This is a genomic window from Streptomyces sp. NPDC053474, from assembly GCF_044544845.1.
GTDB lineage: Bacteria > Actinomycetota > Actinomycetes > Streptomycetales > Streptomycetaceae > Streptomyces.
Genome location: NZ_JBITXV010000007.1, coordinates 104,843 through 129,626, shown reverse-complemented (window position 1 = coordinate 129,626; position 24,784 = coordinate 104,843). Strand labels below are relative to the sequence as shown.

Annotated in this window: 24 protein-coding genes; 8 read left to right on the top strand and 16 right to left on the bottom strand. The window is 70.8% G+C overall.

The annotated features are described in order from the left end of the window. From ACIG3E_RS18305 to ACIG3E_RS18295, 3 genes are read left to right on the top strand one after another with little or no spacing between them, the layout of a single operon-like run. Window positions 1–783 carry an ABC transporter ATP-binding protein gene (locus ACIG3E_RS18305; protein WP_399617059.1) on the top strand — a complete coding sequence of 261 codons (783 nt, stop codon included), beginning with the start codon at window positions 1–3 and terminating at the stop codon, window positions 781–783. Between the two features lie 59 nt (window positions 784–842). After that, window positions 843–1,592, top strand: a complete 750-nt coding sequence (locus tag ACIG3E_RS18300; protein WP_399617056.1) for an ABC transporter permease — start codon at window positions 843–845, stop codon at window positions 1,590–1,592. 48 nt (window positions 1,593–1,640) lie between these two features. Further along, window positions 1,641–2,213 carry a cob(I)yrinic acid a,c-diamide adenosyltransferase gene (locus ACIG3E_RS18295; RefSeq protein WP_399617054.1) on the top strand — a complete coding sequence of 191 codons (573 nt, stop codon included), beginning with the start codon at window positions 1,641–1,643 and terminating at the stop codon, window positions 2,211–2,213. On the opposite strand, the gene ACIG3E_RS18290 is transcribed toward ACIG3E_RS18295, so the two are convergent. Next, window positions 2,210–2,842, bottom strand: coding sequence for a hypothetical protein (locus tag ACIG3E_RS18290; protein ID WP_399617051.1), 633 nt, complete (start codon window positions 2,840–2,842; stop codon window positions 2,210–2,212). The two genes, ACIG3E_RS18295 and ACIG3E_RS18290, sit on opposite strands and share 4 nt — an antisense overlap. A 170-nt stretch (window positions 2,843–3,012) precedes the next feature. Here ACIG3E_RS18290 and ACIG3E_RS18285 point away from each other — a divergent pair, with 170 nt between their 5' ends. From ACIG3E_RS18285 to ACIG3E_RS18275, 3 genes are all read left to right on the top strand, one after another. Then, window positions 3,013–4,224: a sensor histidine kinase gene (locus ACIG3E_RS18285; RefSeq protein ID WP_399617049.1), complete on the top strand. Its 1,212-nt coding sequence runs from the start codon at window positions 3,013–3,015 to the stop codon at window positions 4,222–4,224. Then, entirely contained in the window at window positions 4,221–4,868 is a 648-nt protein-coding gene (locus tag ACIG3E_RS18280; protein ID WP_399617046.1) for a response regulator, read from the top strand. Before ACIG3E_RS18285 ends, ACIG3E_RS18280 begins: the two co-directional genes overlap by 4 nt. Window positions 4,869–5,117: 249 nt before the next feature. After that, on the top strand, window positions 5,118–6,974 hold the full coding sequence (locus tag ACIG3E_RS18275) for a glycosyl hydrolase family 18 protein (RefSeq protein ID WP_399617044.1): 1,857 nt from the start codon (window positions 5,118–5,120) through the stop codon (window positions 6,972–6,974). A 133-nt stretch (window positions 6,975–7,107) separates the two neighbouring features. Here ACIG3E_RS18275 and ACIG3E_RS18270 read toward each other — a convergent pair whose 3' ends face one another. Then, window positions 7,108–9,405, bottom strand: coding sequence for an MMPL family transporter (locus tag ACIG3E_RS18270; protein WP_399617041.1), 2,298 nt, complete (start codon window positions 9,403–9,405; stop codon window positions 7,108–7,110). Between the two features lie 243 nt (window positions 9,406–9,648). Between ACIG3E_RS18270 and ACIG3E_RS18265 the strand changes: the two genes are divergently transcribed. Further along, the gene (locus ACIG3E_RS18265; RefSeq protein WP_399617038.1) at window positions 9,649–10,833 is read left to right on the top strand and encodes a sensor histidine kinase; all 1,185 of its coding nucleotides are present in this window, start codon (window positions 9,649–9,651) and stop codon (window positions 10,831–10,833) included. Further along, a complete protein-coding gene (locus ACIG3E_RS18260; protein ID WP_399617035.1) occupies window positions 10,830–11,501 on the top strand; it encodes a response regulator in 672 nt (223 codons plus the stop codon). The genes ACIG3E_RS18265 and ACIG3E_RS18260 overlap by 4 nt, the downstream gene beginning before the upstream one ends. A gap of 150 nt (window positions 11,502–11,651) precedes the next feature. On the opposite strand, the gene ACIG3E_RS18255 is transcribed toward ACIG3E_RS18260, so the two are convergent. From ACIG3E_RS18255 to ACIG3E_RS18190, 14 genes are all read right to left on the bottom strand, one after another. Continuing rightward, complete coding sequence (locus ACIG3E_RS18255) at window positions 11,652–12,110, bottom strand: DUF2550 domain-containing protein (protein ID WP_138961836.1); 459 nt, start codon at window positions 12,108–12,110, stop codon at window positions 11,652–11,654. Between the two features lie 159 nt (window positions 12,111–12,269). Continuing rightward, window positions 12,270–12,644 carry a F0F1 ATP synthase subunit epsilon gene (locus tag ACIG3E_RS18250; RefSeq protein ID WP_399617031.1) on the bottom strand — a complete coding sequence of 125 codons (375 nt, stop codon included), beginning with the start codon at window positions 12,642–12,644 and terminating at the stop codon, window positions 12,270–12,272. Between the two features lie 131 nt (window positions 12,645–12,775). Next, the gene (atpD, locus tag ACIG3E_RS18245) at window positions 12,776–14,212 is read right to left on the bottom strand and encodes a F0F1 ATP synthase subunit beta (RefSeq protein ID WP_399617029.1); all 1,437 of its coding nucleotides are present in this window, start codon (window positions 14,210–14,212) and stop codon (window positions 12,776–12,778) included. Further along, a complete protein-coding gene (locus ACIG3E_RS18240) occupies window positions 14,212–15,129 on the bottom strand; it encodes a F0F1 ATP synthase subunit gamma (protein ID WP_399617027.1) in 918 nt (305 codons plus the stop codon). Before ACIG3E_RS18240 ends, atpD begins: the two co-directional genes overlap by 1 nt. Window positions 15,130–15,151: 22 nt before the next feature. Further along, a complete protein-coding gene (gene atpA, locus ACIG3E_RS18235; protein ID WP_399617024.1) occupies window positions 15,152–16,741 on the bottom strand; it encodes a F0F1 ATP synthase subunit alpha in 1,590 nt (529 codons plus the stop codon). Window positions 16,742–16,865: 124 nt separating this feature from the next. Next, complete coding sequence (locus ACIG3E_RS18230) at window positions 16,866–17,687, bottom strand: F0F1 ATP synthase subunit delta (protein ID WP_399617021.1); 822 nt, start codon at window positions 17,685–17,687, stop codon at window positions 16,866–16,868. Then, window positions 17,684–18,241 (bottom strand): F0F1 ATP synthase subunit B, encoded by a 558-nt coding sequence (locus ACIG3E_RS18225; RefSeq protein WP_399617019.1) that lies wholly within the window; start codon window positions 18,239–18,241, stop codon window positions 17,684–17,686. The genes ACIG3E_RS18230 and ACIG3E_RS18225 overlap by 4 nt, the downstream gene beginning before the upstream one ends. A gap of 38 nt (window positions 18,242–18,279) precedes the next feature. After that, window positions 18,280–18,522, bottom strand: a complete 243-nt coding sequence (gene atpE, locus ACIG3E_RS18220) for an ATP synthase F0 subunit C (protein ID WP_040248304.1) — start codon at window positions 18,520–18,522, stop codon at window positions 18,280–18,282. A 79-nt stretch (window positions 18,523–18,601) separates the two neighbouring features. After that, window positions 18,602–19,372 (bottom strand): F0F1 ATP synthase subunit A, encoded by a 771-nt coding sequence (atpB, locus tag ACIG3E_RS18215; RefSeq protein ID WP_399617814.1) that lies wholly within the window; start codon window positions 19,370–19,372, stop codon window positions 18,602–18,604. Window positions 19,373–19,648: 276 nt separating this feature from the next. Further along, window positions 19,649–20,110 (bottom strand): hypothetical protein, encoded by a 462-nt coding sequence (locus ACIG3E_RS18210; RefSeq protein WP_399617015.1) that lies wholly within the window; start codon window positions 20,108–20,110, stop codon window positions 19,649–19,651. A gap of 261 nt (window positions 20,111–20,371) precedes the next feature. Continuing rightward, window positions 20,372–21,742 carry an MraY family glycosyltransferase gene (locus tag ACIG3E_RS18205; RefSeq protein ID WP_399617013.1) on the bottom strand — a complete coding sequence of 457 codons (1,371 nt, stop codon included), beginning with the start codon at window positions 21,740–21,742 and terminating at the stop codon, window positions 20,372–20,374. Window positions 21,743–21,844: 102 nt separating this feature from the next. After that, window positions 21,845–23,119, bottom strand: a complete 1,275-nt coding sequence (gene glyA / locus ACIG3E_RS18200) for a serine hydroxymethyltransferase (protein WP_399617010.1) — start codon at window positions 23,117–23,119, stop codon at window positions 21,845–21,847. A 242-nt stretch (window positions 23,120–23,361) separates the two neighbouring features. Next, window positions 23,362–24,060 carry a protein-tyrosine-phosphatase gene (locus tag ACIG3E_RS18195; RefSeq protein WP_399617007.1) on the bottom strand — a complete coding sequence of 233 codons (699 nt, stop codon included), beginning with the start codon at window positions 24,058–24,060 and terminating at the stop codon, window positions 23,362–23,364. Beyond that, window positions 24,057–24,704 (bottom strand): L-threonylcarbamoyladenylate synthase, encoded by a 648-nt coding sequence (locus ACIG3E_RS18190; RefSeq protein WP_399617004.1) that lies wholly within the window; start codon window positions 24,702–24,704, stop codon window positions 24,057–24,059. Before ACIG3E_RS18190 ends, ACIG3E_RS18195 begins: the two co-directional genes overlap by 4 nt. Window positions 24,705–24,784 lie beyond the last annotated feature (80 nt).

Below are 24,784 nucleotides of genomic sequence, written 5' to 3'. Positions count from 1 at the left end.
ATGGCAATCATCAGTACGGCCGGGCTCGCCCGGACCTTCGCCGCCAAGAGCGGTCCCGTGGAGGCCGTGCGCGGCATCGACCTGACCGTCGAGCCCGGCGAGATCCTCGGCTTCCTGGGGCCGAACGGCGCGGGCAAGACCACCACCCTGCGGATGCTCACCACGCTCCTGCCGCCCACCGGCGGCGCCGCCACCGTCGCGGGCCACGACCTGCTGCGGGACCCGGCGGGCGTGCGCGCGAGGATCGGCTACGTGGCCCAGTCCGGCGGCGTCGACCCGCAGGAGACCGTGCGCGACGAGCTCGTCCTCCAGGGGCGGCTCTACCACCTGACCAAGGCCAAAGCGGCCGCCCGCGCCGAGGAGTTGGCGGCCGACCTCGGCCTCACCGAGCTGCTCGGCCGCAAGACCGCCGCGCTCTCCGGGGGCCAGCGGCGCAGGCTCGACCTCGCGCTCGGGCTCGTCCACCGGCCCGCCGTGCTGTTCCTGGACGAGCCGACCACGGGGCTCGACCCGGCGAGCCGCGCCAACCTGTGGACACTGGTGCGCCGACTGCGCGCCGAGCACGGCACCACGGTCTTCCTCACCACGCACTACTTGGACGAGGCCGACGCCCTCGCGGACCGGATCGTCGTGGTGGACCGGGGCGTGGTCGTCGCCGAGGGCACCCCGGCCGCGCTCAAGGAGCGCCACGCGGGCTCACCCGACGCCACGCTCCAGGACGCGTTCCTCGCCATCACCGGGCGCGGCCCGGCCCCGGTGGACACCGCGCCGGTCGCGGTCTGAGCCCCCGCCTCCCCCTCCCCAGTCCGCCGCCACCGGCCCGTCGAATCCCGGATACCGCCATGCTTGTGCACGACACCGCGCTGCTGTTTCGCCGCTATGCCCGCCAGACCCTGAACTCCCGCTTCCAGATGCTCTTCGGGGTGCTGATGCCCCTGCTGTACCTGCTGTTCTTCGGCCCGCTCCTCACCGATCTGCCGCTGGCCGCCGACGGCGACTCCTGGCAGGTCCTCGTGCCGGGCCTGCTGCTTCAACTCAGCCTGTTCGGCGCCTCGTTCAGCGGCTTCGCGCTCATCCTGGAGAACAGCTGGGGCGTGGTCGAGCGGATGCGCGTGACACCGGCCAGCAGGCTCGCGCTACTGCTCGGGCGGCTCCTGCGGGACGCCGCGCTCTTCGTCTTCCAGGCGGTACTGCTCGTCCTCGCCGCCCTGGTGATGGGGTTGCGGGCGCCGCTCGCCGGGATCCTGATCGGCTTCGCGTTCGTGGCCCTGCTGACCGTCGCGCTCGCCGCCCTGTCGTACGCGCTCGCCCTCAAGGTCCGCACCCCGCAGGAGTTCGGCCCGACGGTCAACGGCCTCGCCATGCCGTCCATGCTGCTCTCCGGCCTGATGCTGCCGATGACGCTCGGCCCCGGCTGGCTGGACGTGCTCTCGCACTTCACGCCGTTCCGCTACCTCGTGGACGCGGTCCGCGACGCGTACGTCGGCGACTACGCGAGCGCGCCCATGCTGTACGGCGTCCTGGTCGCCGTCGGCTTCGCGCTCGCCGCCGTGACGGTCGGCACCCGGGTCGTCCGCTCCGCCGGGTCCTAGGGCCCTAGCGCCCGCCCGGCCCGTGGCGGGCTCACCTACCCTGGCCGCATGGTCAATCTGACGCGCATCTACACCCGTACCGGCGACCAGGGCACCACCGCCCTCGGTGACATGAGCAGGACCGCCAAGACCGACCTGCGGATCTCCGCGTACGCCGACGCGAACGAGGCCAACGCGGTCATCGGCACGGCCATCGCGCTCGGCGGCCTCGACGCGGAGGTCGTGGCGGTCCTCACCCGGGTCCAGAACGACCTCTTCGACGTGGGCGCCGATCTGTGCACCCCCGTCGTCGAGGACCCGAAGTACCCGCCGCTGCGCGTCGAGCAGGGGTACGTCGACAAGCTGGAGGCGGACTGCGACCGCTTCAACGAGGACCTGGAGAAGCTGCGCAGCTTCATCCTGCCGGGCGGCACGCCGGGCGCGGCGCTCCTGCACCAGGCGTGCACGGTGGTGCGGCGGGCCGAGCGCTCCACGTGGGCCGCCCTCGAAGCGCACGGCGCGACGATGAACGCGCTGACCGCCACCTATCTCAACCGCCTCTCCGACCTTCTGTTCATCCTCGCGAGGACGGCGAACAAGGAGGTCGGGGACGTGCTGTGGGTGCCGGGTGGCGAGCGCTAGTCGCTTCGCTGGAGGGGCCGGGCCGGGGCGTCGCTCGCCTGCGGGTCCGTTGTGGCTGGTCGCGCAGTTCCCCGCGCCCCTTCCGGGCCGGGGCCGGGGGCCGGGATTCGCTTCGGGAACAGGGTGTAGCTGCCCGCGATGATCAGGTTGATGCCGATGACCCAGAGCATCTTCTGCTGCCACATCCGCAGCGACCCGGTCTCGCCGTCGGAGCCGACGTACCAGATCGCGCCCTGGAGCAGGCCCATGGCGATCACCGCGGCGAGCACCCAGCGGGCGGCTAGCTTCCACTCGTGCAGCGCGCGCGGCCACCCGTACTTCGGCGTGACCGGCTTCGGGCCGCCCGCGAAGCGGTGGGCGACGCGGGCGTCCACCCACGTGATCGTGTAGTGGCCGAGCGCGACCGAGTAGCCGATGTAGACGGCGGCCAGGCCGTGCTTCCAGTCCGGCTCGGCGCCGTTCTTCAGGTCGATCGCCGTGACGACGAACAGGACGACCTCCAGGAGCGGCTCGCAGAGCAGCACCGCCACACTGGCGCGGGGCATCTTCGCCCAGTACCGCAGGGCGAGGCCTCCGGCGAGCAACACCCAGAAGCCCACTTCGCACAGGACGATCAGAGTGACGATCACGGCTCGGTCCTCCTGGGAGCGCTGTTCTTCCCTGTCACCTCTCCAGGCTCCCGGCCGCACGCCCCGCGCTCGTCGTCGTCAGTGACGAAGTGCGGGTGCATCCTTCGATGTACCCGGGCCTCACCCGGCATAGGGAGGCCGGGGCTCCGCAGGCCGTGTTGGATGGAGTCATGCCGCTGCCGCTCCCCCGCCCCGACGTCGTCGACGTGCGCATCGCCGTCGCCAGCCTCGTCGCCGGGATCACGCTGTGGTCGCTGGGGCTGCACATGCAAATGGACCGGCCCCTCGGCTACGGGTGGACGCTGGTGCCGCTGTTCGCCATGGCGGGCCTGGAGCTGCTGCGCCGGACGGCGCCGCAGACCGCCCTGGTCTGCGGCACCCTCGCGCTGATCGCCGACCAGTTCACCCCGGGCAATCTGGCGACGGTCGTGATGTTCACCGACCTGGTGTACGCGGCCGTCCTGTACGGCACCCCGGCGGCGGCCCGGCGCATCCCGATCACCACGGGGCTGATCACCGTGGCGATGACGATCGGCTTCCTGGCCTGGTTCCGGGAGGCGGAGGCGCTGCTCGTCGGTGCCGTCACCGCCCTGGTGTCGTTCGCACCCGCGACGACCGGCGTCCTCGTCCGCAGCCATCGGGAGGCCGCCGAGATGGCCCGGCTGCGCGCCGAGCAGACCGCGCTGCTCGCCGAGATGGACCGCACCCAGGCGGTGACCGCCGAGCGCGCCCGGATGGCCCGCGAGCTGCACGACATGGTCGCGGGCCATCTGTCGGCCATCGCCATCCACTCCACGGCCGCGCTGTCCCTCGACGACCCGCGCACCACCCGGGACGCGCTCACCGTCATCCGGGAGAACAGCGTCGAGGGCCTCGCGGAGATGCGCCGCCTCATCGGCATCCTGCGGGACTCCAGCGGAGACCTGGAGCCCGCGGCGGCGCCCACCCTGGACGGGCTCGGCTCCCTCGTCGAGAGCGCGCGCGCCAACGGCCTGGACGTCACCCTCGACGACACCCGCGCCCCGGACGCCGAGACCCCGCCCGCCCCGGTCGGTCTCGCCGCGTACCGCATCGTGCAGGAGTCGCTGACCAACGCGCTCAAGCACGCGGCCCCCGGACCGGTCACCGTGACCCTCACCCAGCCGCGGGGCGCCCTGTGCGTGCTGGTCACGAGCCCGTACGGGGACACGCCGGGGCCGCGCGCGCCGGGCTCGGGCGCCGGGCTCGTCGGCATGCAGGAACGCGCCGCGCTGCTCGGCGGCACGTTCGCGGCGGGCCCGGAGGCGGACCCGGAGGCCGACCCCGACGGGCCCGCAGGCAAGGTGTGGCGGGTGGCCGCCCGGCTGCCCGTGGATCCCGCAGACCAAGAGGTGACCGAATGATCCGTGTCCTCGTCGCCGAGGACCAGTCCGCCGTGCGGGCGGGCCTCGTCCTGATCCTGCGCAGCGCGCCCGACATCGAGGTCGTCGGCGAGGCCGCGGACGGCGAGCGGGCCGTGGCGCTCGCCCGCGAGCTGCGGCCCGACCTCGTCCTGATGGACGTGCAGATGCCACGCCTGGACGGCGTGTCGGCCACGCGCCAGGTGGTCGCCGAGCAGCTGGCCGACGTGCTCGTCCTGACGACGTTCGACCTGGACGAGTACGTCTTCGGGGCGCTGCGCGCGGGCGCGTCGGGCTTCCTGCTGAAGAACACGGAGGCGAAGGCGCTGCTGGAGGCGGTGCGCACGGTGGCGCGCGGCGAGGGCCTGATCGCGCCCGCCGTCACCCGCCGGCTGATCGCCGAGTTCGCCGCGCCCCGCCCGGTGCGCTCCGCGAACGCGCCCGACCCGGCGGTCCTCGACGCCCTGACGCGGCGCGAGCGCGAGGTCCTGTCGTGCCTGGGCGAGGGCATGTCCAACGCGGAGATCGCCCGCCGCCTCGACATGGCGGAGGCCACGGTGAAGACGCATGTGAGCCGCCTGCTCGGCAAGCTGGAGCTGCGCAGCCGGGTGCAGGCGGCCGTGCTCGCCCAGGAGCTGGGAGTCTGATCGCCCCGCAGGCCCGTCCGGACCCGCCCCGCGGACCCGTCCTGCAGGCCCGTCCGGTCCCGCCGGGCGGGCCCTTCCGTCCCAACTGCCCTCTTTCGGCCAGTGGTTGAACCCCTTGACCGTTGGTCCAGACCTTTCTATTCTCGCCGCACTGCGGTGGGCACAGAACGTGCACAACGTGCTCATGGGCGTCGCAGGGTTCCACCAGTTCCATCACTCCCAGCGAGGAACTACCCCCAGGAGCACACCTTGCGCGTCAAACTCAGGTCCAGACACCGGCTGACAGCGGGGCTCACCACCCTGCTGCTGCCGTTCGCCACCCTGGTCGCCCTCGGCGGCTCTGCCCAGGCCTCCCCCGCAGCCGCGCCGAAAGCCGCCGCCGGGGCCACCGCCACGTACCAGAAGACCCAGGACTGGGGCGCCGGCTTCGAGGGCAAGTGGACGATCAAGAACACCGGCACCGCCTCGATCAGCGGCTGGACCGTCGAGTGGGACTTCCCCGCCGGAACCCGCGTCACCTCCGGCTGGGACGCCACCATCACCAACTCCGCCGACCACTGGACCGCCAAGAACCTCGGCTGGAACGGGACGCTCGCCCCCGGCGCCTCGGTCTCCTTCGGCTTCAACGGCAGCGGCAGCGGCAACCCCTCCGGCTGCAAGCTGAACGGCGAGAGCTGCGACGGCGGCGGCCAGCCCGGCGACGCCCCGCCCTCGGCCCCCGGCACCCCGACCGCCTCCGGCGTCACCGACACCTCGGTGAAGCTGGACTGGAAGGCCGCCACCGACGACAAGGGCGTCAAGAACTACGACGTGCTGCGCGACGGCTCCAAGGTCGCCACCGTCACCGGCACCACGTACGCCGACTCCGGCCTGACCGCGGGGACCGACTACTCCTACAGCGTCCAGGCCCGTGACACCGCCGACCAGACGGGACCGGTCAGCGCCGCGGTGAAGGTCCGCACCACCGGCGGCGGCCCCGGCCCCGACCCGGGCGCCAAGGTGAAGATGGGCTACTTCACCAACTGGGGCATCTACCAGCGCAACTACAACGTCAAGGACATCGTGACCTCCGGCTCGGCCGAGAAGATCACGCACATCAACTACGCCTTCGGCAACGTCCAGGGCGGCAAGTGCACGATCGGCGACTCCTACGCGGACTACGACAAGGCCGTCCCGGCCAACCTGTCGGTGGACGGGGTCGGCGACACCTGGGACCAGCCGCTGCGCGGCAACTTCAACCAGCTGCGCAAGCTCAAGGCCAAGTACCCGCACATCAAGGTGCTGTGGTCGTTCGGCGGCTGGACCTGGTCCGGCGGCTTCACCGACGCCATGAAGAACCCGGCGGCGTTCGCCGACTCCTGCTACAAGCTGGTCGAGGACCCGCGCTGGGCCGACGTCTTCGACGGCATCGACCTGGACTGGGAGTACCCCAACGCGTGCGGCCTGAGCTGCGACACCTCGGGCCCGGCCGTGATGAAGACGATGATGCAGGCCTTCCGCGCCAAGTTCGGCGCCAACAACCTCGTCACCGCCGCCATCACCGCCGACGCCTCGCCCGGCGGCAAGATCGACTCCGCCGACTACGGCGGCGCCGCCGAGTACGCCGACTGGTACAACGTGATGACGTACGATTTCTTCGGCGCCTGGGACGCCAAGGGCCCCACGGCCCCGCACTCCCCGCTCACCGACTACCCGGGCATCCCCAAGGAGGGCTTCAACTCGGCCGCGGCGATCGCCAAGCTCAAGGCCAAGGGCATACCGGCCAAGAAGCTCCTGCTCGGCATCGGCTTCTACGGCCGCGGCTGGACCGGCGTCACGCAGAAGGAGCCGGGCGGCACCGCCACCGGCCCCGCCCAGGGCGCGTACGAGCAGGGCATCGAGGACTACAAGGTCCTCAAGAACTCCTGCCCCTCCAACGGCACCGTGGCGGGCACGGCCTACGCCCACTGCGGCACCAACTGGTGGTCGTACGACACCCCGGCGACCATCCGGGCCAAGATGGCCTGGGCCAAGGAGCAGTCCCTGGGCGGCGCCTTCTTCTGGGAGTTCAGCGGCGACACCACCAGTGGCGAGCTGGTGAACGCCCTCCACGAGGGCCTGAAGTAAACCCTCCCCCGAGAACCCGAGGCACCCCCTCGGCGACCCCGGCCGTGCTCCGCCCCCTGACACGGCCGGGGCCATGACGAAGCCGGGGAGGCGGGAACGCCCCCCGCCTCCCCGGCTTCTTCGCGCCCGCCCGTCAGCGGCGGGCCTGCGAGCCGTACTCCTGCTGCTGGTAGGGGTCCGCGTACGTCCCGTACGTCCCGTACGTCCCGTACGGCGCGGGGGCGGGCGCGGGCGCGGCCGCCCGGTGACCGCTGCCGTGCGCGCCGCCGGAGCCGCGGCCCGACCGCGAGGGCCACCACGTCGCCCGGCCGAGCATCGCCACCACCGCGGGCACCAGGACGATCGAGAGCACCAGCGACGACAGGCCGATGCCGAGCGCGGTCACGAGGCCGATCTCCTGCGTGGCCGGGGACGGGTTCACGGCGAGGCTCGCGAAGGAGCCCGCGAGGACGACACCGGCGGTGACGATGGCCGGGGCCGTGTGCCGCACCGCGGCCGCCACCGCCTGCCGGGCCGAGCCCGGTCGGCCCATCTCCTCCCGGATGCGGTCGCTGATCAGGATGTTGTAGTCGGTGCCGAGGGCGACGACGAACAGGAACAGCACGAGCGGGAGCGTGAAGGACACGCCGGGCCGGTCGAGGAGGTGCTGGAAGACCAGGACGCCGGACCCGAGCGTCGCCGTGAAGCCCAGCCCGATGGCGAGCATGAGCACCAGCGGCGCGAGCAGGCTGCGCAACAGGGCCACCAGGATCAGGGCGATCAGCGCCGCGGCCACCGGGAAGACCACCTTCAGGTCCTTCGACACCGCCTCGGAGATGTCGGAGAAGATCGCGGCCTGGCCCGACACATGGGCCTCGGTGCCGGGCGGCGCCGCCTTGGCGACGACCGGCCGCACCTCGTCGGAGACGACGTCACGGGCCCGCTGCGACTGCACGTCCACGGACAGGTAGAAGTCCACCTTCGCGGCCGTGTGCTCCTTGTTGAGCACCGGCTGCGCCACGCGGCCGACGCCCTTGACGGCCTTCAGGTCCTTGGTGAGGCCGTCGAGTCCCGCCCGGTCGATCCTGGCCTTCCTCGCCCCGTCGCCGTCGGCCGCCACGTACACGGTGTGCGGGCTGTCCACGCCGCCGGGCAGCGCCTTGGATATCTCCTTGGCCGTCACCGCCGCGGGGGTGTCGTCCGGGCCCGGGTCCGTGCCGTAGTCCATCTTCATGCCGAGCACGCCCGCGCTCAGCGCGACCAGGAGGCCGACGCTGGCGGCCACGAAGAGGAACGGGCGCCGGGCGACGCGCTCCCCGAGCCGCGCGCTCATCCCGGGGCGCGGCTCCTTGCGCAGCGCCCGCGACGGCCAGAACATCTTGCGCCCGGACACCGCGAGCAGCGCGGGCATGAAGGTGAGGCTGGCGACGAGCATCACCAGGACGCACACCGCGATGGCCGGGCCGAGCACCTTGAACTGCCCGAAGCTCGCGATGCCCAGGGTGGCGAACGCGGCCACGATGGTGAGCGCCGCCGACGCGATGGCCGCGCCGACCCGGCCCGCGCACTCCCCCGCCACGTCCCGGGGGCGCGCCGCCGGATCGGCCCGAAGCAGCTCGCGGAACCGGAACAGCAGGAACAGGAAGTAGTCGATCCCGATGCCGAGCAGCACCACGGTGATCAGCGACGGCGTCGACGGGTCGAGCTTGAAGTCGAACAGCAGGGCCGTGCCGACCACCGCGCCGGTCGCGGCGCCGCCGATGATGACCACGGCGAGCAGCGGCAGGATGGCGGCGAGGACACTGCGGAAGGCCAGCACGTTCAGGAGCACGATCAGCCCGAAGGTGAGCAGCCCGACCAGCTTCTCGGTGTCCTCCTGGTCCTCCGCCGTGTCGGCGAGGTCCGCGATCCCGCCGGTGTACCCGGTGCGCAGGTCCGCCCGGCCGAACTCCTTCTCCGCGTGTTCGCGGAAGTCACGGAAGACCTCCTGGAGCGCGGGGTCGTTCTGGTTGCCCTTGAGCGAGACGGAGACGAGGCGGAACGATTTGTCCGGCGCGTTTGCCAGCGGCCTGACGACCGGCGTCTGGGAGTGGTCCGTCAGCATGAACGACGGCACGTCGTCGGGATTGGCCATCTTCAGGCGCTGCTTGCCGAGCCCGGCCGCGATCCTGTCGATGCGCGCGCTGTCGCCCGCGGCGAGCTTGCGCCCGTCCTCACGGGCGACGAGCACCGTGACGGCGTTGCCGTCGGGCTTGGCACCGAACTCGTCCTCGGCGATCTTCAGGGCGGCCGCCGAGTCGTAGGACTTCGGCAGGAAGCCCGCGATGTCGGGCTCGGTGACGCTGTTCAGCTTGGCCTGGCCGACGAGGGTCAGCGCGATGCCGACCAACGACCAGAGCAGGATGAACTTCCAGGCATGGCGTGTGGTGCACGCCGTCAGGGATCTGATCACGGTTCCGGTTCCTCCGGCAGGTGGGGTGGGGCCCGGTCCCACCGGGCCCTTCCAGAAGATCACCGGCAGCCCCGCGATCACCTCGACCGCCGCGACGAAACCGCCCCGGGACCAGGGCCACGGCCCCCCGGCCCGACCAGGACCCTGCTCCTAGCCGCGCACTCCGCCCCGAGGATGACGCCCCCGCCGATCCCGCAGACTGGAATGGACCCACACGTCCCCCCGGCAAGGAGTCAGTACGGCATGCACGCGCGCAGCCACCCGCCACGGCCCGGCGCCCGGTGGCCGAGCCGCCGGGACGTCCAGGTGGCGCTCGGCGCCGCGGTCCTCGACCTCACCGCCTACACGCTGAACGTGGGCACCAACGGCGTGAACTGGAGCGCGGGCGTCTTCGCGCTCCACTTCCTGTTCCCCGTCCTCCTGGTCTGGCACCGGCGCCGCCCCCTGACCGCCCTGGCCGCCGTCCTCGTCAACCTGACCGTCATCAGCTGCTTCGCCGTCAACGCGTACGGCCTGTCCATCTCCCTCGTCGTCGCCCTGTTCTCGGTGGCCCTGGAACGGCCGCCGCGCGTCGCGGTGGCCGCGGGCGCCGTGACCCTCGTCGCGCTCCAGGTGCCCGGCATCGGCGAGGACGAGGAGCTGGTGCGCGCGGTCGTCGCGGACGTGGTGGGCGTCGGCATGGCGGTCACCGCCGGCTTCGTCGCCCGCCAGTGGCAGCGGCAGCTCGCCGCCCACCGCGAGCTGCTCGCCGCGGGCGCGGTCGCCGCCGAGCGCCGCCGCATCGCCCGCGAGCTGCACGACGTCGTCGCGCACCACATCACCGCCATGCAGCTGATGGCGGGCGGCGCGCGCAAGGTCGTCCAGCACGACGTGGCCCTGGCCCAGGACGCCCTGAAGTCCCTGGAGGACTCCGGCCGCCTCGCGCTCAGCGAGATGCGCCAGCTCCTGGACGTGCTGCGCACCGACGACGACGCGGAGGGCACTCCGGCCGCGCCCCAGCCGGGCGTCGCCGACCTGCCCCGCGTGGTCGCCGAGTCACGTCAGGCAGGTGTGGCCACGGAGCTGCTCGTCGAGGGCGCGGACCAGGAGCTCTCGCCCACCCTGGGCCTCACCGTGTTCCGGATCGTCCAGGAAGCCCTCACCAACATCCGCAAGCACGCGCGCGGCGCCCGGGCCACGGTGCGCCTCGACTACGGGCCCGAGCTGCTCACCGTCGAGATCCGCGACGACGGCTCCGGCACCACCACCGCCGCGCGCAAGGGCCGCGCCGGGCACGGCCTCGTCGGCATGCGCGAACGCGTGGCCCTGCACGGCGGCGCCCTGGAGACCGGACCCCGGCCCGAGGGCGGCTTCCGGGTCCTTGCGACACTGCCCCTGCCCGCGCGTGAGCAGGCCCCCACGTCCCACGAGAGAGCGACGGTCCGTTGACAGCGTCCGAAGAGCCCCTGACCGTCCTGATAGCCGACGACCAGCCGCTGGTCCGCAGGGGCATCGCGCTCATCTTCCACGCCGACCCCGGCGTGCGCGTCGTCGGCGAGGCCGGGGACGGCCGCGAGGCCGTGGACCTGGCGCTCGAGGTCCGCCCCGACGTGGTCCTCATGGACATCCGCATGCCCCGCCTCGACGGCGTCGAGGCCACCGCGGCCCTCGCCACCGCCCTGCCGGAGTGCCGCGTCCTCGCCCTGAGCACCTTCGACATGGACGAGTACGTGGTCGGCGCGCTCCGCGCGGGCGCCGCGGGCTTCCTCCCCAAGGACGTCTCGCCCGAGGAGCTGGTGGCCGCCGTCCACACCGTGAGCCGCGGCGAGGCGGCGGTGGCCCCGCGGCTGCTCACCCGGCTGATCTCCGCGTACGTCACCACGCCCGCGCCCCGGGCGGCCCAGCGCGTGCGCCCCGACCTCACGTCCCGGGAGACGGACGTCTGGACCCTCATGGCCAGGGGCTACGACAACACGGAGATAGCCGAGGCGCTCCGGATCAGCCCCTCCACGGTGAAGAACCACGTCACCGCCGTCTTCGCCAAACTGGGCGCCCGCGACCGCGCCCAGGCGGTCATAGCGGCCTACGAGTCGGGCCTGATCACAGCGGGCCAGTAGGAGACTTTCAGCCCGTCGAGGGGGTACCCCCTGCTCCTTAAGAGCTTGGGGGAGTTTGAGGACGAGCGCGCCAGCGCGACAAAGGGCGGGGTGCCAGGGGCAGCCAGCCCCTGGTTCGGGAAGGGGCGGGTCTGGGGCGCCCCGCGAGGGCTACGCCACGTTCACCCGTTGGCCGGGCGGCGCCGCCTCCAGCCACGCCAGGAAACCGGTCAGCGCGTCCTCGCTCATCGCGAGCTCAAGACGCACTCCCCGGTGCAGACAGCCGAGCACCACCGCGTCGGAGAGCAGCGCGAGCTCCTCCTCGCCGTCGGGCGCGCGCCGGTCCACGACCTCGATCGCCGACCGTTCGAGGACGCGCCGCGGCCTGGGAGCGTAGGAGAAGACACGGAACCACTCGATCCGGTCCCCGTTGTAGCGGGCCACCCCGTAGCCCCAGCCCTTGCCGGAGGTGTCGGGGGCCTCGTCGGGAGCGGGCGCGTGCCAGCGCAGGCTGCAGTCGAAGGTGCCGCCGGACCGCTGGATGAGTCTGCGGCGCAGGCCGAAGACGAAGAGCCCCAGCAACACCAGCGCGATCAACGCAAGTCCGCACACGAGCAGAACGAGGATCATCGGCACCGACCTCCTCGCCTCACTACAGTCTCAACACGACTTCCCGAAACGGACCGAACTACCGCACCCGAAAAAGCACCCGCATTGCCGCAGCCGCGACCCGGTCCGGAAGATTCCGGACCCGGCCGCGGCTGAGTCACGTTACGCCGCGCGCTGGGGTCAGCGCGTCGCCACCGCACGCAGTCGGACGTCGGCGCGCCGCTCGGCGGAGGCGTCGGCCTCCGACTTGGCACGCTCGAGCGCCCGCTCCGCACGCTGGACGTCGATCTCGTCGGAGAGCTCGGCGATCTCGGCGAGCAGCGACAGCTTGTTGTCCGCGAACGAGATGAATCCGCCGTGCACCGCGGCGACGACGGTGCCGCCCTCGCGCGTACGGATGGTCACCGGGCCCGACTCCAGCACACCGAGCAGCGGCTGGTGACCGGGCATGACGCCGATGTCGCCGGACGTGGTGCGCGCGACGACCAGGGTGGCCTCGCCGGACCAGACGCTGCGGTCCGCGGCGACCAGCTCGACATGCAGCTCAGCAGCCAAGGGTGGCTCCTCGGGTCACCACCCGGCGGTTCAGCCGGGTGTTGGGTCAAATTCTACGTGGCGTGCGGGGAGGGGCGGGACACGGTCCCCGCGAGGGCCGTGCCCGCCCCTCCCCCGAGAGTCACCGGGACTCAGGAGACGCCGAGCTCCTTGGCGTTGGCCTTGAGGTCCTCGAGGCCACCGCACATGAAGAACGCCTGCTCGGGGAAGTGGTCGTACTCGCCGTCGCAGATCGCGTTGAAGGCCGCGATCGACTCGTCGAGGGGCACGTCCGAACCGTCGACGCCGGTGAACTGCTTGGCGACGTGGGTGTTCTGGGACAGGAAGCGCTCCACGCGACGGGCACGGGAGACGACCAGCTTGTCCTCCTCGCCGAGCTCGTCGATGCCGAGGATGGCGATGATGTCCTGGAGGTCCTTGTACTTCTGCAGGATGTTCTTGACCCGCATGGCGGTGTCGTAGTGGTCCTGCGCGATGTACCGCGGGTCCAGGATGCGGGACGTGGAGTCCAGCGGGTCCACGGCCGGGTAGATGCCCTTCTCGGAGATCGGACGGGAGAGCACCGTCGTCGCGTCGAGGTGGGCGAAGGTGGTGGCCGGGGCCGGGTCGGTCAGGTCGTCCGCGGGGACGTAGATCGCCTGCATCGAGGTGATCGAGTGACCACGGGTCGAGGTGATGCGCTCCTGGAGGAGACCCATCTCGTCGGCCAGGTTCGGCTGGTAGCCCACCGCGGAGGGCATGCGGCCGAGCAGGGTCGACACCTCGGAACCGGCCTGGGTGAAGCGGAAGATGTTGTCGATGAAGAACAGCACGTCCTGCTTCTGCACATCGCGGAAGTACTCCGCCATGGTCAGACCGGCGAGGGCCACGCGCAGACGGGTGCCCGGGGGCTCGTCCATCTGGCCGAAGACGAGGGCGGTCTTGTCGATGACGCCCGAGTCCGACATCTCCTCGATGAGGTCGTTGCCCTCACGGGTGCGCTCGCCGACACCGGCGAACACGGAGACACCGTCGTGGTTGTTGGCGACGCGGTAGATCATCTCCTGGATGAGCACCGTCTTGCCGACACCGGCGCCGCCGAACAGACCGATCTTTCCACCCTTGACGTACGGGGTGAGGAGGTCGATGACCTTGACGCCGGTCTCGAACATCTCGGTCTTCGACTCGAGCTCGTCGAAGTTCGGGGCCTTGCGGTGGATGCCCCAGCGCTCGCCCGTGTACTGCTCGTCGACGTTCAGGACCTCACCGAGGGTGTTGAACACCTTGCCCTTGGTGAAGTCGCCCACGGGCACCGTGATGGAGGCACCGGTGTCCGTGACCGCGGCCTGGCGGACCAGACCGTCGGTGGGCTGCATCGAGATGGCGCGGACCAGGCCGTCGCCCAGGTGCTGGGCGACCTCGAGGGTCAGCGTCTTCTTCTCGCCGTCCTTGGCCGGGTCGGCCACCTCGACGTGAAGGGCGTTGTAGATGTCCGGCATGGCGTCGACGGGGAACTCCACGTCGACGACCGGGCCGATGACCCGGGCGACGCGGCCCGTGGCCGTCGCGGTCTCAACAGTGGTCGTCATTACTTGTCACTCCCCGCGTTCGCGTCGGCCAGGGCGCTGGCGCCACCGACGATCTCGCTGATTTCCTGGGTGATTTCGGCCTGGCGGGCCGCGTTGGCAAGCCGGGACAGGTTCTGGATGAGGTCCCCGGCGTTGTCGGTCGCCGACTTCATCGCGCGGCGCGTGGCGGCGTGCTTGGAGGCAGCCGACTGCAGCAGCGCGTTGTAGATGCGGCTCTCGACGTAGCGCGGCAGGAGGGCGTCGAGGACGTCCTCCGCCGACGGCTCGAAGTCGAACAGGGGCAGGATCTCGCCCTTGCCGGACGACTCCTCGGCCACCTCTTCGAGGCTGAGCGGCAGCAGGCGGCTGTCGATGGCCGTCTGCGTCATCATCGAGACGAACTCGGTGTAGACGATGTGGAGCTCGTCCACGCCGCCCTCGGCCGTGTCCTTCTCGATCGCCTCGATCAGCGGTCCCGCGACCGCCTTGGCGTCCGCGTACTCCGGCTGGTCGGTGAAGCCCGTCCACTGCTTCGCGATGCTGCGCTCGCGGAAGTTGTAGTGGGCGACACCACGGCGGCCGACGATGTACGAGTCGACCTCCTTGCCCTCCGCCTCCAGGCGCGCGGTCAGCTGCTCCGCGGCCTTGATGGAGTTGGAGTTGAAGGCGCCGGCCAGACCACGGTCGCTGGTCAGCAGGAGCACGGCGGCTCGCGTCGCCGTCTCCGGCTCCGTCGTCAGCGGGTGCTTGGTGTTCGAGCCGGTGCCCACCGCCGTGACCGCGCGGGTGAGCTCGGTCGCGTACGGCGTGGAGGCCGCCACCTTGCGCTGCGCCTTGACGACGCGCGAGGCGGCGATCATCTCCATCGCCTTGGTGATCTTCTTGGTCGCCGAGACGGATCGGATGCGACGCTTGTAGACCCGGAGCTGAGCTCCCATGAGTCAGGTCCCTTCCTTACGTCTACTTGGCCGCGGCCGGAGCGTCCTCGCCGAGAAGCTTGCCGTCCGAGGTCTCGAACTGCTTCTTGAACTCGGCCACGGCGTCACCGATCGCGGTGATCGTGTCGTCGGACATCTTGGCGCCCTCCTTGATGGAGGTGAGCAGGCCCTGCTCCTTGCGGTGCAGGTAGTCCAGGAGCTCGCGCTCGAAGCGACGGATGTCGGCGACGGGCACGTCGTCCATCTTGCCGGTGGTACCGGCCCAGATGGAGACGACCTGGTCCTCGGTGGCCATCGGCTGGTACTGGGGCTGCTTGAGCAGCTCGACCATGCGCTGACCGCGCTCCAGCTGCGCCTTCGACGCGGCGTCCAGGTCGGAACCGAAGGCGGCGAACGCCTCCAGCTCACGGAACTGGGCGAGGTCCACGCGCAGTCGGCCGGAGACCTGACGGATCGCCTTGTGCTGCGCGGAACCACCGACTCGGGAGACGGAGATGCCGACGTTCAGGGCGGGGCGCTGACCGGCGTTGAAGAGGTCCGACTCCAGGAAGCACTGGCCGTCGGTGATGGAGATGACGTTGGTCGGGATGAACGCCGACACGTCGTTCGCCTTTGTCTCGACGATCGGCAGACCGGTCATCGAGCCCTTGCCCATCTCGTCCGAGAGCTTCGCGCAGCGCTCGAGCAGACGGGAGTGCAGGTAGAAGACGTCGCCCGGGTAGGCCTCGCGCCCCGGCGGGCGGCGGAGCAGCAGGGACACGGCGCGGTAGGCGTCGGCCTGCTTCGAGAGGTCGTCGAAGATGATGAGGACGTGCTTGCCCTCGTACATCCACTGCTGGCCGATGGCCGAACCGGTGTAGGGGGCCAGGTACTTGAAGCCCGCCGGGTCGGACGCCGGGGCGGCGACGATGGTCGTGTACTCCAGCGCGCCGGCCTCTTCGAGGGCACCACGCACGGAGGCGATGGTCGAGCCCTTCTGACCGATGGCGACGTAGATGCAGCGGACCTGCTTGTTCACGTCGCCCGAGCGCCAGTTGTCGCGCTGGTTGATGATCGTGTCGACGGCCAGGGCGGTCTTGCCGGTCTGGCGGTCACCGATGATCAGCTGACGCTGGCCACGGCCGATCGGGGTCATCGCGTCGACGGCCTTGTAGCCCGTCTCCATCGGCTCGTGCACCGACTTGCGCTCCATGACCGTGGGGGCCTGCAGCTCAAGGGCACGACGTCCGCTGGTCTCGATCTCGCCGAGGCCGTCGATCGGGTGGCCGAGCGGGTCGACGACGCGGCCGAGGTAGCCCTCGCCCACCGCGACCGACAGGACCTCGCCGGTGCGCTGCACCGACTGACCCTCCTCGATGCCGCTGAACTCACCGAGAACGATCGAACCGATCTCGCGCTCTTCCAGGTTCAGCGCGAGACCGAGCGTGCCGTCCTCGAACTTCAGCAGTTCGTTGGCCATGGCCGAGGGCAGGCCCTCGACCTTCGCGATGCCATCGCCGGCCAGGGTGACCGTACCGACCTCCTCGCGCGAGGCCGCGTCCGGCTTGTACGCCTGGACAAAGTTCTCCAGCGCGTCCCGGATCTCCTCCGGCCGGATCGTGAGCTCCGCCATCTGGGTTCCCTGCTCTCCTTGTTGGGCCCGAAGTTTCACTTGGGGGGGATGGGGACTCCCCCCAGGAAGAGGTGAATCCTCTGCACGGCCCAACTCGGGCCGTTCGGTCTTGCTTGTTGAGTTGCTAGCCCGCCATGCGGCGGTGCGCGTCCTCGATGCGGTCCGCGATGGAGCCGTTGATGACTTCGTCGCCCACCTGCACCCGGATCCCGCCCAGGACCTCGGGGTCCACGTCGAGGTTCAGGTGCATCTGACGCCCGTAGATCTTGGCGAGCGCCGCGCCGAGCCGCTGCTTCTGCGGGTCCGACAGCGGTACGGCCGACGTGACGACGGCGACCATGCGCTCCCGGCGGTCCGCGGCCAGCTTGGAGAGGGACTCGAGTCCCGACTCCAGGCTACGTCCACGGGGCGCGGTCACAAGGCGCTCGACGAGACGCTCCGTGGTCGCTGCCGCCTTGCCCCCGAGCAGGCTGCGCAGCAGCTCGCTCTTGGCCGTGGCGGTGGCGGCGCGGTCGGTCAGGGCCGCCCGCAGCTCGGTGCTGGAGGCGACGATCCGGCCGAAGCGGAACAGCTCGTCCTCGACCGTGTCCAGCGCGCCGGACTTCTGCGCGGCGGTCAGGTCGGCGACGTCCGCCAGCTCCTCGAGGGCGTCCACCAGGTCGCGCGAGGCGGACCAGCGGGAGCGGACCATGCCGGCCACGAGGTCAGCGGTCTCGCCGCCGACCTTGCCGCCGAGCAGGCGCCCGGCCAGCTCGGCCTTGGCCTCGCCGGCCTGCGCCGGGTCGGTCAGGACCCGACGCAGCGAGACCTCCCGGTCGAGCAGCGCGGTGACGGCGGCCAGCTCGTCCGCGAGGTGCCCCGCGTCCACTCCGGTGTTGTCCGTCAGCGCGTCGAGGCGCTCGCGCGCGGCGCTCAGCGCCTCGCGGCTCGCTCCATGCGCTGTCATCGAGTCGCCTCGGCCTTCGTCGCCTTCTCGTCGAGCTCGTCGAGAAAGCGGTCGATGGTGCGGCTCTGGCGGGCGTGGTCCTCGAGGGACTCGCCGACGAGCTTGCCGGCCAGTTCGGTGGCCAGCTGGCCCACGTCCTGACGCAGCGCCTGCGCGGCGGCCTTGCGGTCGGCCTCGATCTGGGAGTGACCGGCGGCGACGATCTCCTCGCGCTGCCGCTGGCCCTCGGCCCGCATCTCGGCGATGAGCTGGGCGCCCTGCTCCTGCGCCTCCTGGCGCAGTCGCGCGGCCTCGTGCCTGGCCTCGGCGAGCTGAGCCTTGTACTGCTCGAGCACGCTCTGGGCCTCGGTCTGGGCGGCCTCGGCCTTCTCGATACCGCCTTCGATCGCCTCCCGGCGCTCTTCCAGAACCTTGTTGATGTTCGGGAGGAGCTTCTTCCAGAAGAAGAAGAAAACGATGGCGAAGGCAATGGCGCCGACAAGCAGCTCGGGGCCCGGAGGAACGAGCGGGTTCTGCTCTTCCTCGGCCGCCAGCTGAACCAGGTTGGCGATCACATCAGTGCCTTTCGTCGAAAAGTGTCAGTAAGAAGCGATTACTTACCGAACACGAACGGCATAACGATGCCGATGAGGGCGAGAGCCTCACAGAAGGCGAAGCCCAGGATCTGGTTGGCGCGGATCAGACCGGCGGCCTCGGGCTGGCGAGCCAGGGCCTCGGTGCCCTTACCGAAGACGATGCCGACACCGATACCGGGGCCGATGGCCGCGAGGCCGTAACCGATGGAACCGAGGGAGCCGGTGACGCCTTCGGCGGCGAGGGTCTGGAGAGCGGACATGCCGGTTCTTCCTTCTCTTTCATGGGCCGGTGGGGGTTGGCCACCGGACGATCGGGGGGTCTTGCGGGGCAGGGTTGGCTCAGTGGTGCTCGGCGAGAGCGCCCTGAATATAGGTGCAGGCGAGGAGTACGAAGACGTACGCCTGGACGGCCTGCACGAAGAGCTCGAAGACGATCATGGCCATCGTCATTGCGAAGGAGACACCGGCGGCCGGGATCATCCAGCTGTTCAGCAGGTACCAGGAGGCGACGGTGAACATCACCAGCATCAGGTGACCGGCGAACATGTTGGCGAAGAGTCGCACCGCGTGCGTGAACGGACGCACCAGCAGGTTCGAGAAGAACTCGATGAACGACACCAGCCACTTGATGGGGCCGAGCGAGTTGTCGTAGCCGGTGATGTTCTTCCAACCACCGACGAAGCCGTGGCGCTTGAAGGTCAGCGGCACCCAGATCAGGTAGGTCACCAGAGCGAGGATGATCGGGTACGCGATCACCGAGGAGACCGGGAACTGGGCCAGCGGGATCACGGACCAGATGTTCATGATCCAGATGAAGAAGAACATCGAGACCATGAGGGGGACGTACTTCTCGCCCTCCTTCTTGCCAAGGGTCTCGTAGACGATCCCGCGGCGCACGAAGTCGTAACCCGCCTCGCCGACCATCTGGAGCTTGCCCGGAACGACCTTGGCCTTGCCGAAGGCGGCGTAGAAGAAGGTGATCACGATCAGCGTCGTGAGCAGGGCGAGCAGCATCACCTTGTTGAACTCGAACCCGCCGACCTCGAAGATCGGCTTGAAGAGGAACGAGTGCAGACCCGGGGAGGGGAAGCCACAGCCGTTGTCGGACATGATCCGACAGCTCCAGTCAAAGGCGAGCTCAGTTTGTTCAGCACTCACCGCGGGCTCCTTCGGCGTGAAGCATGGGTACGGCAACCTCGTTGTCGAGTCGGCGCGGCACGCGGCCGCGGATCGGCACCGGACTGGTGTTTCGGAAGTGTGAGCGGCGGTCAGGCATCGAGCCTCGCGATGGTGCAGGCGTCAGCTCAGATGCCCGCGCCTGCAGTGCCGCAGTTGGCACCGGACGATAGCAGTATCTCGAACGGGCATTTATCCCGGCCCTACCTCTCACGTCTCCGACCCCGGCTTCTCCGGCTTGTCGCTCTTCTGGGAGGCGGCAACCGAGGAAGGTTCGGGTTCGGGTTCGACGTAGAGGATCTTGGCCTTCATGTGCGCGCGAGCCTGCGACGCCATCCAGGCGACGGTGGCGATGACGAGAGCGAGCGCGAAGGACTTCGGGTTGAACGCGGTGGTGTCCTTGAACAGACCCACGAAGATGAGAAGCAGCAGCAGCTGGGCGACGTAGAGCATCATGCCCATCGCCTGGAAGAGCTGCGGAAGCGATTTTGCCGTCCGCTGCAGGACGAACAGGCCGAGCCCCATGAAGGCGATGACCACAGCCGTGCCGATGACGGCGCCGAGCGCCCCCTTGCCGCCCGCGACGACACCACTGACCACGGCGGTGATCGCACCGACGACGGCAGTGGGGACGGCGGACTGCAGGAGAGTCCGGGTGTCTTGAGACGGCATGGCGGCAACTCCGCTTACTGATGGGGGCAGGGTGTCGTCATGGACGAGCGTAGACCCGGTCCGAGCGGGGTCCTCGGGCCAAGGGACCGTCGCACTACGGTCCTTCGGCTCTGTCGCCGGGTCTCGTGAACCGTATCACAAACTATTTGATGAGGTCTTTACCTGTCTGGTGTGCTCGCTGTCACACATGAGAAGTAATCCGCGCGTCTGTGCATGCGAGCCGCCAATTTGTCTGCTAAAGGGCGGCTTTGCCGGTCGGCGTCAACGTGACGACCCCGCCTTGCGCCGGTCCAGGAAGCGCGGGCGGGTGCCCAGCGCGGTCGCTCCGTTGACGCCCGCGCCGACGGTCGGCCGGTCTTCGGAAGCCTCCCCCGGCCCGTCCGCCCCGTCCGCCCCGTACGCCTCCGCCGGGGCGGCCCCGTCGGCGCGCTCAGTGGCCGCCGTACCGGCCGGGGAGCGCCGCTCGCGCCGGTACCGCGGCGGCACGAAGTTCTCCGCCCAGCGGGGCGCGTGCGGGGTGAAGCGGGGCAGCAGGAGCAGCACCAGGCCCACGGCGCTGAGGGCGACGATCAGGAGCAGGATCCACATGTTCGTCGAGTGGACCGAGTACGCGACGGTGCCGAAGGCGATGAGGGCCGACCAGAAGTACATGATCAGCACCGCGCGGCTGTGCGAGTGCCCGACGTCCAGGAGCCGGTGGTGCAGATGCCCCCGGTCGGCGGCGAACGGCGACTGCCCCTTCCAGGTGCGGCGCGCGATGGCCAGCACCAGGTCGCCGAACGGGATCGCGATGATCGTCAGCGGCATCAGGAGCGGGATGAAGACCGGGAGCATCGCGTGCGTGGCGTCGCGGGCGCTGCCGCCGAGGTTCAGCTTCATGGCGTCCGGGTCGACCTGCCCGGTGATGGAGATGGCACCGGCGGCGAGCACGAGCCCGATGAGCATGGAGCCCGAGTCGCCCATGAAGATCCTGGCCGGGTGCATGTTGTGCGGCAGGAAGCCGAGGCACATGCCCATCAGGATGGCCGCGAAGAGGGTCGCGGGGGCGGCGGCCTCGATGCCGTAGCCGTACCAGATGCGGTACGCGTACATGAAGAACGCGGTGGCGGCGATGCACACCATGCCCGCGGCGAGGCCGTCGAGGCCGTCGACGAAGTTCACGGCGTTGATGGTGATGACGACGAGGGCGACCGTCAGGAGGGTGCCCTGCCACTGGGTCAGCGAGAGCGTGCCGTAGCCCGGGATGGGCAGCCACAGGATCGTCAGGCCCTGCACGACCATGACGCCCGCGGCGATCATCTGGCCGCCGAGCTTGATCAGCGCGTCGATCTCGAACTTGTCGTCCAGGACGCCGATGAGCCAGATCAGGGCGGCACCGGACAGCAGCGCGCGCGGCTCGTTCGACTTCGTGAACACCTCGTTGAGGTTGGGCAGGTGGTCGGCCACCAGGAGGCCCGCGCACAGGCCGAAGAACATCGCGATACCGCCGAGCCGGGGCGTCGGCTCCCGGTGCACGTCGCGCGCGCGGATCTCCGGCATGGCACCGGCCACGATCGCGAACTTCCGCACCGGGCCGGTCAGCAGATAGGTCACCGCGGCCGTGATGCAGAGCGTCAGCAGATATTCACGCACGGGCTTCCCCACAGGTATCGCTGGCCATCTCAGCACCACACCCTAGCTTTGCGCGCATGAGGTTGGGCACTTCCGGGTAGCGACGATCGTTGCACAACTCCGCTACAGCGCCGTGATCCCGCCGCTCCCCCGGCCCGGATAGGGGGGAAACCGGGCCGCGAGGTCCCGGACCGCCGCCCTGACGTCGTCCTCCTCCCTGACGGCCGCCGCGAACAGCGCGGCGACGCGCGCCATCTCCGCCTCCCGCATCCCCTGTGTGGTCACGGCCGCCGTGCCCAGGCGCAGGCCGCGGCCGTCGCCGTGGGGCAGCGCGCAGGTGTCCAGAACCAGCCCCGCCGCGGCGAGCCTGCCCCGCGCCGTCCGGGCGTCCACGCCGTGCGGGGCGGGGTCGGCGAGCACCAGGTGGGTGTCCGTGCCCCCGGTGCTGACGGCGAACCCCTCCCCCGCCAGGGCCTCGGCCAACACCCTTGCGTTCGCCACGACTTGATGGGCGTACGCGGTGAAGGCGGGGGTCGCCGCCTCGCCGAAGGCCACCGCCTTGGCGGCGATGGTGTGCATCTGCGCGCCGCCCTGGGTGAAGGGGAACACCGCCCGGTCCATGCGCTCGGCGAGGCCCGCGCCGCACAGGATCAAGCCACCGCGCGGGCCGCGGAGCACCTTGTGGGTGGTGGCGCACACGACGTCCGCGTACGGCACCGGGCTGGGCGCCGCGCCGCCCGCGACCAGGCCGATGGGGTGGGCGGCGTCGGCGATCAGATAGGCGCCCACGTCGTCGGCGACCTCGCGGAAGGCCGCGTAGTCGATGTGGCGCGGATAGGCGATGGAGCCGCACACGACGGCCTTCGGCCGCCTCTCGCGGGCCAGGGCGCGCACCTGCGCGTAGTCGATGAGGCCGGTCTCCGGGTCGAGGCCGTACCCGACGAAGTCGAACCACCTGCCCGAGAAGTTCGACGGCGAGCCGTGGGTGAGATGTCCTCCGTACGGGAGACCCATCGCGAGGACGGTGTCCCCCGGGCGCAGGAGTGCGGCATAGGCGGCGAGGACGGCGGAGGAGCCCGAGTGCGCCTGCACGTTGGCGTGCTCGGCGCCGAAGAGGGCCTTGGCGCGGTCCACGGCGAGGCGCTCCGCGACGTCCACGAACTCGCAGCCGCCGTGGTGGCGGGCGCCGGGGTAGCCCTCGGCGTACTTGTTCGCGAGCGGGGAGCCCAGGGCCGTCAGGACGGCCTCGGAGGTGTAGTTCTCGGCGGCGATGAGCTGGAGCGAGGTGGACTGCCGGCTCGTCTCGCCGAGCAGGACCTCGGCGAGCTCGGGGTCCTGGCGGCGCAGCGCGGCGTACGCCGCGGGGGCGGCGGAGCGCCTTGGGCTGGCCGTCGTCATCTCTCCAATGTAGGCGCGCCCCTGCCGATGTGCGCGGCGGTGCCCTCGCGGGGCGCCCCAGGCCCGCCCCTTCCCGCTTCCTGGGGCTCCGCCCCAGACCCCGCTCCTCAAACGCCGGAGAGGCTGGAAAATCCAGCCCGTCCGGCGTTTGAGGACGAGGCGCGAAGCGCCGAAAAGCGGGGGCACGGGGGCGGCAGCCCCCGGATCGGGAAGGGGCGGGTCTGGGGCGCACCCGCGAGGGCCTACGCCTGGGGGACGCCCGTCAGGGCTGTGACGACCGGGTCCAGGGCCTGCTGGATCTCGCCGCCGACGGAGCGGAAGAAGGGCAGGGGCGCGCCGTAGGGGTCGTAGACCTCGTCGGCCTCCACGCTGGGGGCAAGCAGCCACCCGCGCAACGCGGCCGCGGCCCGCACCAGCGCCCGGGCCCGCTCGACCACACCGTCGGCCCCCTCCGGGTCCGGCAGCGTCGCGGGGTCTATGGCCCGCACGAGCCGGGTGAACTCCTTCAGGGTGAAGGTCCGCAGCCCGGCCGAGTGCCCCATGGAGATGACCTGGGCCCGGTGGTCCCGGGTCGCGGTGAGGACGAGGTCGGCCCGGATGACGTGGTCGTCGAGGAGCTCGCGGCCCACGAAGCCGGTGGCGTCCGCCCCGAAGTCGGCGAGGACCGTCTCGGCGTGGGTCTCCATGGGCGCGCCCTCGTGGCCCCAGGTGCCCGCGCTCTCCACGATGAGCCCGCCGGTGCCGGGGTCGCCGAGCCGGTCGGCGAGGGCATGCCGGGTGAGCCGCTCGGTGATCGGCGAGCGGCAGACGTTGCCGGTGCTGACGTGGAGGATGCGGAAGGTGCCGGGGGCCTTGAGGGACCGCGGGCCCCCCTCGTCCCCGGCGGGGTCCAGGAAGCCCGGGAGGCCCGCTATGCCACGCCCCGTCTCAGGGGCTGTCAATTGGCCACCTCGAGGTCGGGTACGACCTTGCGGAGCTCGTCCGCGTCGAGCGCTCCGGCCCGCAGCAGGACCGGGACCTTGCCGGTGACGTCCACGATGGAGGAGGGCACGATGCCCGGGGTGGGGCCGCCGTCCAGGTAGACCGAGATGGAGTCGCCCAGCATCTCCTGGGCGGCGTCGCAGTCCTCGGGCGCCGGGTGTCCGGTGAGGTTCGCCGAGGACACCGCCATGGGGCCGACCTCGGTGAGGAGCTCGATCGCGACGGGGTGCAGCGGCATGCGGATGGCGACGGTGCCCCGGGCGTCCCCGAGATCCCACTGGAGCGAGGGCTGCTGCTTGGCGACGAGGGTGAGGGCCCCGGGCCAGAAGGCGTCGACGAGTTCCCAGGCGGACTCGGAGAAGTCCGTGACGAGGCCGTGGAGGGTGTTCGGGGAGCCGATGAGGACGGGCGTCGGCATGTTCCGCCCGCGCCCCTTGGCGTCGAGGAGGTCGGCGACGGCTTCCGGGCTGAAGGCGTCCGCGCCCACGCCGTACACCGTGTCCGTCGGCAGCACCACCAGTTCGCCGCGGCGGACGGCGGACGCGGCCTCGCGCAGACCGGTCGTACGGTCGGTCGCGTCGTTGGTGTCGTATCGCCGTGCCATCTAGCGGGCCTCCTCGTACACGTTCTGGTCCACGTACTCGTCGTGCTCGTACGCGTCCGGCGCCTCGGCGTCGGTCACGT